Annotated in this window: 14 protein-coding genes; 11 read left to right on the forward strand and 3 right to left on the reverse strand. The window is 29.0% G+C overall.

Annotated elements, in window-relative coordinates; genetic code table 11:
* Nucleotides 1-27: 27 nt before the first annotated feature.
* A complete protein-coding gene (gene yedF / locus AC5LG6_RS03195; protein WP_066155978.1) occupies nt 28-267 on the reverse strand; it encodes a sulfurtransferase-like selenium metabolism protein YedF in 240 nt (79 codons plus the stop codon).
* Between the two features lie 16 nt (nt 268-283).
* On the reverse strand, nt 284-1,477 hold the full coding sequence (yedE, locus tag AC5LG6_RS03200; RefSeq protein ID WP_498585682.1) for a selenium metabolism membrane protein YedE/FdhT: 1,194 nt from the start codon (nt 1,475-1,477) through the stop codon (nt 284-286).
* A gap of 254 nt (nt 1,478-1,731) precedes the next feature.
* Here yedE and typA point away from each other — a divergent pair, with 254 nt between their 5' ends.
* The 11 genes from typA (at nt 1,732) to AC5LG6_RS03255 (ending at nt 12,238) form a co-directional block, all read left to right on the forward strand.
* Nucleotides 1,732-3,546: a translational GTPase TypA gene (gene typA, locus AC5LG6_RS03205; RefSeq protein WP_434261141.1), complete on the forward strand. Its 1,815-nt coding sequence runs from the start codon at nt 1,732-1,734 to the stop codon at nt 3,544-3,546.
* A 118-nt stretch (nt 3,547-3,664) separates the two neighbouring features.
* A complete protein-coding gene (locus tag AC5LG6_RS03210; protein WP_498585683.1) occupies nt 3,665-4,123 on the forward strand; it encodes an RrF2 family transcriptional regulator in 459 nt (152 codons plus the stop codon).
* A gap of 340 nt (nt 4,124-4,463) precedes the next feature.
* A complete protein-coding gene (locus AC5LG6_RS03215) occupies nt 4,464-5,537 on the forward strand; it encodes a sulfate ABC transporter substrate-binding protein (protein ID WP_498585684.1) in 1,074 nt (357 codons plus the stop codon).
* A 32-nt stretch (nt 5,538-5,569) separates the two neighbouring features.
* Nucleotides 5,570-5,833 carry a MoaD/ThiS family protein gene (locus AC5LG6_RS03220; RefSeq protein ID WP_498585685.1) on the forward strand — a complete coding sequence of 88 codons (264 nt, stop codon included), beginning with the start codon at nt 5,570-5,572 and terminating at the stop codon, nt 5,831-5,833.
* Between the two features lie 72 nt (nt 5,834-5,905).
* The gene (gene moeB, locus AC5LG6_RS03225; RefSeq protein ID WP_148570617.1) at nt 5,906-7,054 is read left to right on the forward strand and encodes a molybdopterin-synthase adenylyltransferase MoeB; all 1,149 of its coding nucleotides are present in this window, start codon (nt 5,906-5,908) and stop codon (nt 7,052-7,054) included.
* Between the two features lie 31 nt (nt 7,055-7,085).
* Entirely contained in the window at nt 7,086-8,309 is a 1,224-nt protein-coding gene (locus AC5LG6_RS03230; RefSeq protein WP_434270036.1) for an EAL domain-containing protein, read from the forward strand.
* 126 nt (nt 8,310-8,435) lie between these two features.
* Nucleotides 8,436-9,290, forward strand: coding sequence for a sulfate ABC transporter permease subunit CysT (gene cysT, locus AC5LG6_RS03235; protein WP_498585686.1), 855 nt, complete (start codon nt 8,436-8,438; stop codon nt 9,288-9,290).
* The gene (gene cysW / locus AC5LG6_RS03240) at nt 9,287-10,147 is read left to right on the forward strand and encodes a sulfate ABC transporter permease subunit CysW (protein ID WP_498585687.1); all 861 of its coding nucleotides are present in this window, start codon (nt 9,287-9,289) and stop codon (nt 10,145-10,147) included. The genes cysT and cysW overlap by 4 nt, the downstream gene beginning before the upstream one ends.
* A gap of 15 nt (nt 10,148-10,162) precedes the next feature.
* Nucleotides 10,163-11,209 (forward strand): sulfate/molybdate ABC transporter ATP-binding protein, encoded by a 1,047-nt coding sequence (locus AC5LG6_RS03245; protein ID WP_186984678.1) that lies wholly within the window; start codon nt 10,163-10,165, stop codon nt 11,207-11,209.
* A 66-nt stretch (nt 11,210-11,275) separates the two neighbouring features.
* Complete coding sequence (locus AC5LG6_RS03250; RefSeq protein ID WP_066359677.1) at nt 11,276-11,719, forward strand: hemerythrin family protein; 444 nt, start codon at nt 11,276-11,278, stop codon at nt 11,717-11,719.
* 102 nt (nt 11,720-11,821) lie between these two features.
* Entirely contained in the window at nt 11,822-12,238 is a 417-nt protein-coding gene (locus AC5LG6_RS03255) for an Hsp20/alpha crystallin family protein (protein WP_066156012.1), read from the forward strand.
* An 11-nt stretch (nt 12,239-12,249) separates the two neighbouring features.
* Here the strand turns inward: AC5LG6_RS03255 and AC5LG6_RS03260 are convergent, their stop codons facing one another.
* Nucleotides 12,250-13,167, reverse strand: coding sequence for a metallophosphoesterase (locus tag AC5LG6_RS03260; RefSeq protein ID WP_498585688.1), 918 nt, complete (start codon nt 13,165-13,167; stop codon nt 12,250-12,252).
* Between the last annotated feature and the right edge of the window lie 235 nt (nt 13,168-13,402).

Raw genomic sequence — 13,402 nt, forward strand, 5'->3', positions numbered from 1 at the left:
ATATTTAAAAGTAGCAAGATGCTACTTTTATTTTTGAAGAATATATCTAATAGTTGGACCGTCGCTATCTATTAAAAGTACTTTATATCCATGATTTTTTGCATCAACTGGAATATTGTTTATACTTTGTGGACAATCACTAATTATCTCTAAAATTTCACCATCATTTAACTCTTTCATTGCTTCAAGAGTATTTATTGCTGGATATGGACAAGGCTCACCTTGCATATCTATTCTATAATCTGGAATTATCTCTTTGTTTTCCATAAATTTATCCTTATCCTTATCTATTTCTTGATTTTCTTAAATATTTTTTCTCTAAAACTAAAATTACTATAAAGAATAAGAATAGTAATCCATAGTTTGCTACGAGACCTCCATATTGACCAAAGCTTTCAAGCAGATTTATTTTTGGCCAAGAAGTTGCAAGTGGCTCAGAAATATCATCCCAAACAAATGCAAGCAAAGTTGCACCAATAATATTTCCAACTCCAACAATCCAAAAATGTACTTGTCCTTCAACAGCTCTATACATCCATCCACATTCACAACCACCAGCAATTACAATTCCAAATCCAAAAAGTAATCCACCAATAACAACATTTGGTCCAGTCCAAAAAATCTTTGGAGTAGCTCCCATATTTAAATATGTAAATACACCTAAAGTTGCAACAGCCATACCAATAATAATTGCAATAGCTAACTCACTTCTTCCAGTTGTAAAAATATCTCTAAATGCAGATGTAAAACAGATTTGCGCTTTTGCAATAATAAGTCCAAAAGCAGCACCAAAAAGCATTGCCATCCCAAGTTTAACACTATTTGTAACAAAAATTAAATATAAAGCCCAAAGGATAATTGCTATAAATGCAAATGTTCCAAGAGTAAAGAATTTTTTAACTTTCTCTTCATTGTGTTCAAGTGGTTTTGCACAAGATACTTTTTGCATCTTTATTTTTGATTGAAAAAAAGGACTAAGAGCAACTTTTACTCCAAAGTAAACTCCAACCATCATAAATGCTGTAAATACCCAAGCGTGAAAACTAAATTGAGGAATTCCTGTAAAAAAACTTGCTAAATTACAACCCATTCCAAGTCTTGCTCCAAATCCCGCAATTATTCCACCAATTAAGGCTTGATAAATTCTAATATTGTTTAGAGGTAATCTAAACTTTACATTATTTCCCCAAAAAGCAGCTGCTATACATCCAGCAAACATACCAATAATCATAACACCATCAACTCTCGTAAAGATATTTCCTTCAATACTCATAAGTTTATAATATCCCCAAGTTGAAACATCAACTCCAAATAGTTGTAAAAAGTGACCACCCCATCTAGTAAATTCACCTGTAACAGCCCAGTAAGTTCCTGTTATTCCAAAATAGTAAGCACTCAAAACTCCAAGTGCAATAACTGCTGGAATTGGTGACCAAAATCTTGAAAGGGTTTTTCTAAAATTTAGTAAAAACTCCATAAAAGTCCTTTAACAATAAAAAATATATTTGATTGACATTCTTGAGTAAGTAAAAAAAGAGTTTCAAGTTGTCTGTTTGCACCGCAAACCTATAAAATTTGCGAATGTTAACAAAATAATATTAATTTAATATAAAAAGGTAAAAAAACTTTTACTCAATATTTATTCTTTGCTTAACCATATTTTAAGCTATTATAAGGTTTTAAGTTTTTTTTAGCTACAATCCGCGAAAATTTTATAAAAAAAGAAGAAGTATGAGAGACATTAGAAATATAGCAGTTATTGCTCACGTTGACCACGGGAAAACAACAACAGTTGATGAGTTGTTAAAACAAAGTGGTACATTTTCATCGCACCAAAATGTAGATGAAAGAGTTATGGATAGTAATGCAATTGAAAAGGAAAGAGGTATTACAATTCTTTCAAAAAATACAGCAATTGATTATGAGGGTGTAAGAATTAACATCATAGATACTCCAGGACACGCCGATTTTGGTGGAGAAGTTGAGAGGGTTTTAAAAATGGTTGATTCTGTTTTACTTCTTGTTGATGCACAAGAGGGTGTTATGCCACAAACAAAGTTTGTTGTTAAAAAAGCATTATCTTTAGGACACAGACCAATAGTTGTTGTAAACAAAATTGATAAACCAGCAGCTGAACCAGATAGAGTTGTTGATGAAGTGTTTGACCTTTTTGCACAAATGGATGCAACAGAGGAGCAATTAGATTTCCCCGTAATTTATGCAGCTGCTAGAAGTGGATTTGCAAGATATAATCCAACAGATGACAATATGGATTTTAAACCACTATATGAAACTATTTTAAAAGAGGTTCCAAAACCAAAAGGAAGCGATGAAAATGGTCTTCAACTTCAAGTATTTACTCTTGATTATGATAACTTTATTGGAAAAATAGGAATCGCTAGAATTTTTAATGGAACTATCTCTCAAGGTGAAACTGTACTTTTAGTTAAAGCTGATGGTGAAAAAATAAAAGGAAGAGTAACTAAACTTATTGGATTTAAAGGGATGGATAGATTCGATATCAAAACAGCTGGTGCTGGTGATATTGTTGCAGTTGCTGGATTTGAAACTATTGATGTTGGAGATTCACTTTGTGATCCAACAAATCCAATGCCACTTGACCCTATGCATATTGAGCAACCAACTTTAAGTGTAACTTTTTCTGTAAATGACTCTCCACTTGCTGGAACTGAAGGTAAATATGTAACTTCAAATAAAATAGATGAGAGATTAAAGGCTGAAATGAATACTAATATTGCTATGAGTTATGAGCAAATTGGTGAAGGTAAATTTAAAGTAAACGGAAGAGGTGAACTTCAAATTACTATTTTGGCTGAAAATATGAGAAGAGAAGGTTTTGAGTTCTGTATTGGAAGACCAGAAGTTATCATTAGAGAAGAAAATGGTATCAAAATGGAGCCATTTGAACATTTAGTAATTGATACTCCAGATGAGTTTAGTGGAGCAATTATTGAAAAACTTGGGAAAAGAAAAGCTGTAATGACAAATATGGTTCCAATGGGTATTGGATTTACAAGATTAGAGTTTGAAATTCCAGCACGTGGATTAATTGGTATTAGAACAGAGTTTTTAACAGAAACTAGAGGAGAGGGTGTTATGAATCACTCATTCTTAGAGTTTAGACCACACAGTGGATCGGTTGAGAGCAGAAAATATGGAGCCCTTGTATCTATGGAAAATGGAGAGGCACTTGCATACTCAATATTTAACCTACAAGATAGAGGAGTTATGTTTATAAAACCTCAAGATAAAGTTTATACAGGAATGATTGTTGGACAACACTCAAAAGATAATGATTTAGATGTTAATCCTATTAAAGGAAAAGCTCAATCAAATGTAAGATCAAGTGGTGCTGATGAAGCTATTAGATTAGTTCCACCAAAAACTATGTCTTTAGAAAACGCTTTAGAGTGGATTGAAGAGGACGAAGCTGTTGAAGTTACTCCTATTTCTATTAGAATTAGAAAAAGAGAGCTTGATCCAACAGTTAGAAAACGAACAGCAAAAAAAGAAAAGAATTCATAATAAAATAAATTTAATTTATTTAAATAGAGGGAGAGAGGTTTTACCTCTTTCCCTTTTTTTATATCTTGACACACAAATAAAAATCAAATATAATTTATCAATTAGGTAGGTGATAAATATGAAAGTATCAAAAAAAACAGATTATGCATTAAGAGCATTATTCGCAATAGCAGAAGCTGATAGTTTAATCTCTATTCGAGAATTATCAGAGCAGATTGATGTTCCAAGAAGATTTTTAGAAAATATTATGCTTGAAATGAACAAAGCTGGATGGGTAAAGAGTATTCCAGGAAGATATGGTGGTTATGTTTTGGCAAAAAATTCAGATGAGATAACTATGGGTGAGGTTATACGATATTTTGAAGGTATGATTGCTATGATATCTTGTGTTTCAGTCTCTAGTTATGAGCCATGTAGCCAAGAAGGGAAATGTTATTTTAGAAGAGTTTTTTTAAATATTAGAAATTTAACAGCACAAATTTTAGATAAAACTACTATTGCCTCTTGTTTAGCTCAAGCTCCTGTTACAAAAGAAGATGTTTTAAAAGAAGAGTTTGTTGGTGGTTTGGGTATTTAAAAAATAGATTTTGTAATATTTTTCTTTTTTGTAGATTAAAATTTCTTAAATTTTAATCTACTTTTATAAAATTAGATTCTATGAAATATCGATTTTATAGCTATTGTTAATAAAATTATAAAAATATTTTAAAAATCTCTTGACAAATATTTTTTTTATCATTATAATTTCACCAGTTTAGTAGGTGATAGATAAAATTCACCTTTATTGAAAGGATAAAAAATGATGTGCGACATGTGTAAAATAATATATAAATCAGAAAAAAGAAAATAGGTGAGATTTTTTTAAAATCTTTAATTATCATACATTTAGTGTGTATTAAATTTAAAAGAGAGATAAAATGATAAAAAATATAAAAAACATAGCGTTAGCATCATTGCTAATATCAACATTAAGCTTTGCAAAAGATTATGATTACAAAGCAGAAGCAGATAAAAAATCTATTGAGATTTTAAATGTATCGTATGATCCAACAAGAGAGTTTTACGAAGATTATAATAAGAATTTTGCAAAATATTGGCAAGAAAAAAGTGGACAAAAAGTGACGATAAAACAGTCACATGGAGGTTCAGGTAAACAAGCACGAGCAGTAATTGATGGATTAAAAGCTGATGTTGTAACTTTAGCATTGGCTTATGATATAGATGCGATTAGCCAAAAAGCAAATTTATTTCCAAATGATTGGCAAAAAAAATTAGAGTATAACTCTTCTCCTTATACTTCAACTATTGTATTTTTAGTTAGAAAAGGAAATCCAAAAGGAATTAAAGATTGGAATGATTTAATAAAAGATGGTGTTGAAGTTATTACTCCAAATCCAAAGACTTCAGGAGGTGCAAGATGGAACTATCTTGCTGCTTATGCCTATGGACTAAAACAAGAGTTAGGAAGTTTAGACAAAATTGATTTTAACTCACAAAAATATAAAGTTGCTGATGAAAAAGCAAAAGAGTATGTTTCAAAACTTTTAAAACATGTTCCAGTTCTTGATTCAGGTGCAAGAGGAGCTACAAACACATTTGTACAAAGAAAAATTGGAGATGTACTTTTAGCTTGGGAAAATGAAGCCTTTTTAGCAATAAATGAACTTGGACGTGATCAGTTTGAAATAGTTGTTCCTTCTGTTTCAATATTAGCTGAACCTCCTGTAACTGTTGTAAATAAGAATGCTGAGCATAAAGGAACATTAAATGTTTCAAATGAGTATTTAAAATATTTATATTCAAAAGATGGTCAAGAGTTAGCTGCAAAACATTACTATAGACCTAGTATTCCATCTTTAGTTACTAAAGAAAAATTAGAAATTTTCCCAAAACTAGAACTATTTAAAATAGATGATGTATTTGGAAGTTGGGAAAATGCACAAAAAACACATTTTAATGATGGGGGAACATTTGATTTAATCTATAAATAGATTAGATCAGATTTCTTAAAAGGAGTTATAAAATGGCAAAAGTTTATATAACTAGAGATTTAAAAACATATACAAATGGTAGATTTGAAATTGCTTTACAAGGTGAAAGTATCAAAGATATTGTAGGAAATTTACTAAAAGAGCATAAAGATTTAGAAAGTTATATATATACAAATGATGGAAAGTTAAAAAATTATGTAAATATATATTTAAATGAAAAGAATATAAATAGATTAGATAATTTTGATACAAAAGTTTATGAAGATGACAAGATAATTTTATTTCAAGCATCATAGTTTGTATATCAAATAAAAGATAATATAAATATCTCTTGTGTTATCCTTGCAGTTGAATTTTAAAGGATAATTATGTCAGAGATTTCAAAACAAACTAGACTTTCACAAGAAGAGATAAATAGATATAGTAGGCATTTAATACTTCCAGAAGTTGGATTAAAAGGACAACTAAAATTAAAAAATTCAAAAGTTTTAGTTGTTGGAACAGGAGCTTTGGGTTCTCCTGTTCTTTTATATCTTAGTGCAGCTGGTATTGGAACTATTGGAATAATTGATTTTGATACAGTTGATGAATCAAATTTGCAAAGACAGATTATTCACTCAACAAATGAAATAGGAAATCCAAAAGTAAACTCAGCTAAAAGTAGAATAAATTCAATAAATCCAAATATAGATGTAATAGCTTATAATGATAAATTAACAAGCAAAAATGCTTTAGAAATTATAAAAAACTTTGATGTCGTAGTAGATGGAACAGATAATTTCCAAACAAGATATTTGATAAATGATGCTTGTGTATTTTTAAATAAACCTTTTGTTTATGGAGCAATTTTTAGATTTGAAGGACAATCAACAGTTTTTAATGCAGATAAAAATAGTCCTTGCTATAGATGTATTTTTCCTGAACCACCAAAAGCTGGTCTTGTTCCATCTTGCTCAGAAGCTGGAGTTTTAGGAGTTTTACCTGGAATTATTGGGACTATTCAAGCAAGTGAAACTATAAAAACAGTTTTAGAAATAGGGGAAACCTTAAAGGGAAGATTACTTACTTTAAATGCTTTAAAAATGGATTTTAAAGATTATAAAATAAAAAAAGATGAGAATTGTAAAGTTTGTGGAGAGAATGCAACTATAAAAGAACTTATAGATTATGAAGAGTTTTGTGGATTAAAAGATAGTTTACAAGAGATTGAGTTTAAAGAGTTAAGTGGCGAAAATTTAAAAGAGTTAATTCATAACAAAGAGCAAATTTTGTTAATTGATGTTAGAATTAGCGCCGATTTTCAAGCTAGAAATATTTATAATTCAAAAAATATACCATTTGAAGATTTGTTAAATAGAGTATCTGAGATAGATGAAACAAAAAAAGTTGTATTGATTTGTACAATAGGACTTAAAAGTAAAGAGGCTATTTCAAAATTAAAAAAAGCTGGTTATAAAGGAGAACTTTATAGTTTAAAAGGTGGGATTACATCTTGGATAAATGATAATCAAGATTAGAAACCTCTTTTCATTTTAAAAGGAGCTAAATGTGGTAAAGAAAGAGAGTAAAAATAATGAGATTTTACTACCCAATAGAAAAGCTTTTTTAAAAGATGTAGAAAATGGCTTTTTTAATAAACTTGTAATATTTGATATAAGTGGTTTTGGAAATATAAATCACTACTATGGATATGATTTTGGAGAAAAGATATTAAAAATAATCTCTGTAAGACTTCAAGAGAGATTTGAAAATAGTCAGATGTACTATTTAGGTGGAGATATTTTTGTTGCAACTGCAAGTGAAGATATTTCAAAAGAGAGATTTATTCAAACTATAAAAGCAACTACTTGGCATTTTGGATACTCACCAATTGAACTAGATGGGCATAAAGTATATATTCCCTTAAGAGCTGGAGTTGCTATAAACTATCCAGAACTTCTATTTTGTGCAGAATTTGCGCTAAAACAAACAAGAGTCTTAAAACACAATCTCGTAATTTTTGATAGTGAACAACATCAAGTATGTCATCCAAACTCTTTAACAATTGAGCAAGATTTATATTGGGAAGCACAAATTATTCAAGCTATAAAAAAAGATAGATTTGAAATATTTGCACAATCAATAAGTAATCAAAATGATAAAAAATATGAAATATTAGTAAGAATGAAAGATACCAAAGGAGAGATAGTATCTCCTTATTTTTTTATAGATAGAGCAAAAAAAATAAACTTATATGGTGAAATAACAAAAAAAGTAGTTCAAAAATCATTTGAATTTTTTGAGGGTAAAAATATAGAGTTTAGTATAAATTTATCGATTAGTGATATTTTGGAAAAAGATATTTGTGATTTTTTAATTCAAAAAATATGTGAACATGATGTTGGTTACTTTTTAACTATAGAAATAACAGAGAGCGAAGGTGTTGAAAATATAGAAGAATTAGTATCTTTTATAAAAATAGTTAAAAATTTAGGTGTAAAAATTGCAATTGATGATTTTGGAACTGGTTACTCAAATTTTTCATATTTGGTTAAATTACAAGCCGATTTTATAAAATTAGATGGTTCTATTATTCAAGATATAAATAAATCTCTTTCTGCTAAAGCAGTTGTTGAAGCAATAGTATTTTTTGCGAAAAAAGTTGGTATAAAAACAGTTGCTGAGTTTATATCATCAAAAGAGATTTTTAAAACTTGTAAAGAGCTAGAGATTGATTATTTTCAGGGATATTTATTTGATGAGCCTAAAAATATTAAAGAGTTAAGACTATAATTCTTGACAAATAAAAAAGAAATAGTTATAATTCACCAATTTTATAGATGATTAATTTAATCATCTATTTTTTTGTTTAATTTTAACATTCACTAATTTAGTGTGTGTTATATAAAAAGGGTTTAAATGAGATTAAATTTTGGAATATTAAAAAGACCAAATTCACCAATTCCAGGTTTTGGTTTGACTATGGGATATACGATATTTTATTTAAGTATTATTGTAATCATTCCACTAATTGCACTTTTTACTGAAGCTTTTAGTATGGGATTTGATGCTTTTATAAGTGCCTCAACAGATTCAAGAGTGGTAGCTAGTTATAAACTAACTTTTGTAACTTCACTAATAGCTGCGCTTATTAATACAATTTTTGGAGTTATTGTTGCTTGGTGTTTGGTGCGATATACATTTTTTGGGAAAAGAGTCTTTGATGCAATTGTTGATTTACCTTTTGCTCTTCCAACAGCTGTTTCAGGTATTGCACTTACAACTTTATATTCAAGTTCTGGTTGGTTTGGGCAAATTCTAGAGCCACTTGGAATTAAAATAGTATTTACACCTATTGGGATTACAATTGCTTTAATATTTATTGGGCTTCCTTTTGTTGTAAGAACAGTTCAACCAGCTCTTGAGGAGATTCAAATTGAGCAAGAAGAAGCAAGTGCAAGTTTAGGAGCAAGCAGATGGCAAACTTTTTATAAAGTGATACTTCCTACAATTTTTCCAGCTGTATTAACTGGATTTGCACTTTCATTTGCAAGAGCTTTAGGTGAGTATGGGTCTGTTGTTTTTATAGCTGGGAATATGCCATTTAAAACAGAGATTAGCACACTTTTGATTATTACAAAGCTTGAACAGTATGATTTTGCAGGTGCAACAGCAATTGCAGTTGTGATGCTTTTAATCTCTTTTGTGATGTTGCTTTTAATTAACATTTTACAAAGATGGAGTTCAAGAAGAAAAGGAATGGAGGCAATATGAAAACTATAAGTAATTCACAAAGTTCACAAACAGAATCAAGATTAGTAAAATATTCATTAATTTTTTTAGCAGTAGCTTTTTTGCTTATTATGCTTGTAGTTCCTTTGATTACAATATTTGTAGAAGCATTTAGAAAAGGTTATGAAGCATATTTTTTAAGTTTTAATGATGAGTATGTGTTAAGTGCAATAAAACTTACATTTATAACTGCAGCCATTGCAGTACCACTAAATGTAATTTTTGGAATATGTGCATCTTGGGCAATAGCAAAATACTCTTTTTTTGGTAAAAGTTTTTTAATAACTTTGATTGATTTGCCTTTTGCTGTAAGTCCTGTTATTTCTGGGTTTGTATATGTTTTACTTTTTGGAGCACAAGGATGGTTTGGACACTATTTAATAGAAAACGATATTCAAATAATTTTTGCAGTTCCTGGAATTGTACTTGCAACTATATTTGTAACATTTCCATTTGTGGCACGTGAGCTAATTCCTTTAATGCAAGAGATGGGAAATGATGAAGAACAAGCAGCACTTCTTTTGGGCGCTAGTGGATTTCAAACATTTTTAAAAGTTACTTTACCAAATATAAAATGGGGATTACTTTATGGAGTAATATTGTGTAATGCAAGAGCAATGGGAGAGTTTGGAGCAGTATCAGTTGTATCAGGACATATTCAAGGTGTTACAAACACAATGCCACTTCAAGTTGAGATTTTATACAACGAATACAACTTTGTTGCAGCTTTTGCAGTTTCAACACTTTTAGCAATATTGGCACTTTTAACTCTTGTCTTAAAATATATTTTAGAGTGGAAAGTGCAGAGAAAAATTAAAAAATTAGATAATGAAGAATAAAGTAGGAAATAAAAAATGAAAATAGAAGTAAAAAATTTAACAAAATATTTTGGAAATTTCAAAGCATTGGAAAATATCAATTTAGATATTGTTGAAGGTGAATTATTAGCACTTTTAGGACCATCAGGAAGTGGGAAAACAACACTTTTAAGAATGATTGCAGGACTTGAAACGGTTGATAACGTAGATAAAGGTGAGATATTATTTAACAATATTGATGTGGCTAAAAAAGATATTAAAGATAGAGATATAGGGTTTGTATTTCAACACTATGCTCTATTTAGACATATGACTGTATTTGAAAATATAGCTTTTGGACTTAGAGTAAAACCTAAAAAACAAAGACTTAGCAACAAAGAGATAGAAGAGAAAGTTACAAAACTTTTAAAACTAATCCAACTTGATGGATTTGCTTCACGATTTCCTTGGCAACTTTCAGGTGGTCAGAGACAAAGAGTCGCTTTGGCAAGAGCTTTGGCAGTTGAACCAAAAGTATTATTACTTGATGAACCTTTTGGTGCGCTTGATGCAAAGGTGCGAACTGATTTAAGAAGATGGTTAAAAGAGCTTCAAGAGGAGCTTGGAATTACAACTATTTTGGTAACTCATGACCAAGAAGAGGCTTTGGAAGTTGCAAATAGAATTGTTGTAATAAACAAAGGAAAAATTGAGCAAATAGGAACTCCTGAAGATGTATTTCATAATCCAAAAAATGAGTTTGTAATAAACTTTTTAGGAAATGTAAATCTATTTCACGCAAGAGAGATTGAAGATGGAGCTAATTTAGAAGATATAACAGCTAATAAGTATCTTATTCGTCCTCATGAGTTAGAAATTGTAGATATAAATGATAGTGAAGCAATAATTCATGCAAAAGTAAAATATATTCAACTTGCTGGTTCATTTGTAAAAGTTGAACTTACATACTTAAATGATGAAAAAAGAGTTGTTTTAGTTGAGTTGGCACACTATGAATTTAGTGATAAAAATATAAAAAAAGGTGATATAGTAGGAATTAGAACAAGAAAATTAAGAAGTTTTGAAGATGGAGCTGGAATATAATTGACTATAATCAACATAAAATAATATGTAAATAGTTACTATCACAAAAATTTTTTAGGATTTAAAATGTTAATAGATAAAAATAACTTACCAATTGTTGATATGGATTTTATGAATGAGACTCACTATGAGGATGTTGATCTAATAAATGATCTTTATAAAAATATAGAACTTTATAATCAAGATAGTTCTTTAGAAAATTTTGAAAATCTAAAAATGAAATATAAAGAGTGGATTGAACATACTGTAAACCATTTTGCAACTGAAGAAGAGGAGATGGTAAAAAGAGGTTTTTTTGCATATCCATTTCATAAAGGTGAACATGATGCAAATATAGAGGAGATAAAAGCAGTTTGGAATAATTTTGAGAAAAGCAAAGATATATTGAAACTTAAAAACTATATTGAATATGATGTAATAAATTGGCTTATAAATCATATAAAAAGTATGGATACAGTAACTGCAAGATTTTTCAAAACTGGAATGATGGGTGGTTGTGGTATGATGTAGATTAAATTAGCACTCTATCTTGACAAGTGCTAATATTTATGATAAAATTTCAGCAGTTTGATAGAAGTACTATCAAGCTTAATATTTTAATAGGAGTTCACAATGTTATTAACAAAATTTGACCCATTTAAACAGTTAAAAGAGATAGAGAAAAATTTATATACACAAGTTGGAAATAATGAAGGTGTTACAGCTTTTGTACCAACTGTAAATACAAGAGAAGGTGAGTTTGCATATCATGTTGATGTCGATTTACCAGGTGTAAAAAAAGAAGATATAAAAGTTGATTTAAACAAAGGTATCTTAACTATAAGTGGTGAAAGAAAAACTAAAGAAGAGGTAAAACAAGAAGATTACTATAAAATAGAGACATATTTTGGTAAATTTTCAAGAAGTTTCACACTTCCAGATAATGTAGATATTGAAAATATAGAAGCAAAAAGTGATAATGGAGTTTTAGAAATAGTTATTCCTAAACTTAAAGATGATGTATCTAAAAAATCAATAGAGATTAAATAAGAGGTAAAAGCTTAGGCTTTTGCCTCTTTTAGATTTAAAATAGTTATCTCACTACTAGCACCAAGTCTCATTGGTGGTCCCCAAAATCCTGTTCCCTTGTTTACATATACTTGAGTTGTTTCATTGTGTATATTTAAACCTTTTACATAAGGTTGATCAAGTTTTACTAAGAAATTAAATGGAAAAATCTGTCCTCCATGAGTGTGTCCACATAAAATCAGATCAATATTTGATGTATTGGAAATCGAGTTAATAAATTTTGGTTGATGAGCTAAAAGAACTGTTGGAGAGCTTTTACAATTTTCCAAGGCTTTATTAATATCTGGAATATATGACCCATATTTAAAACCAAAGTTATCATAAACTCCAGCTAGATTAAACCCAATATTTTCATCACCAATATATACAGATTCATTTTCTAAAACTTTAATTCCAAGATTATTTATATAATCAATTATAGGAGTAACCCCGTGAAAATACTCGTGATTTCCAACTATAAAGTATGTTCCATATTTTGAATTTATATTTTTTAATTCATCTAAGGCTGGTTTTGCAAATTCTAATTTAGTATCCACAAGGTCACCAGTTATAACAACAAGGTCACCATTTAAAATATTTACTTTTTTTACTAAATCTTCTATAAATTTTTTATCTATTAATCCACCAATATGGATATCACTTAGTTGTATTATTTTATATGGTTTTTTTAAATTTTTAATCTCTACATCTACAACTTCAAGTTCAATATCTCTTGCATTGTCAATCGCTTTTAGATTTGTTGCAAGAATTAGTGAAGTTGCACCAATATCAAAAGTTTTTTTGAAAAAATTTCTTCTTTGTGATGATATTTTTGATTTTTTGAAAATTTTTTTGAAAAAAATTGAGGTGATATCGTGAAAAATTGTTATTATAAATGTTAAAAAAATCACCCCAATTGGTAGGGAAAGGAGAAAATAGAGCCAGTTTGGCACTAGTGGAAAGTATCTAGCCATTGGGTACAATAAAGCACCAAAAAATGTTAAATATAATGCAAAGCCAAGATACTTCCTAGTTTTAAGACTAAAATTTAGTTTATTTATAAATCTTTTTTTTATAGTATAGGTCTGAAGAAAAAATGCAACAAAATAAACTAAAAAGAAAATCATAAAACTCATAAGGAAATTA

It is taken from the genome of Arcobacter thermotolerans (genome assembly GCF_983172305.1).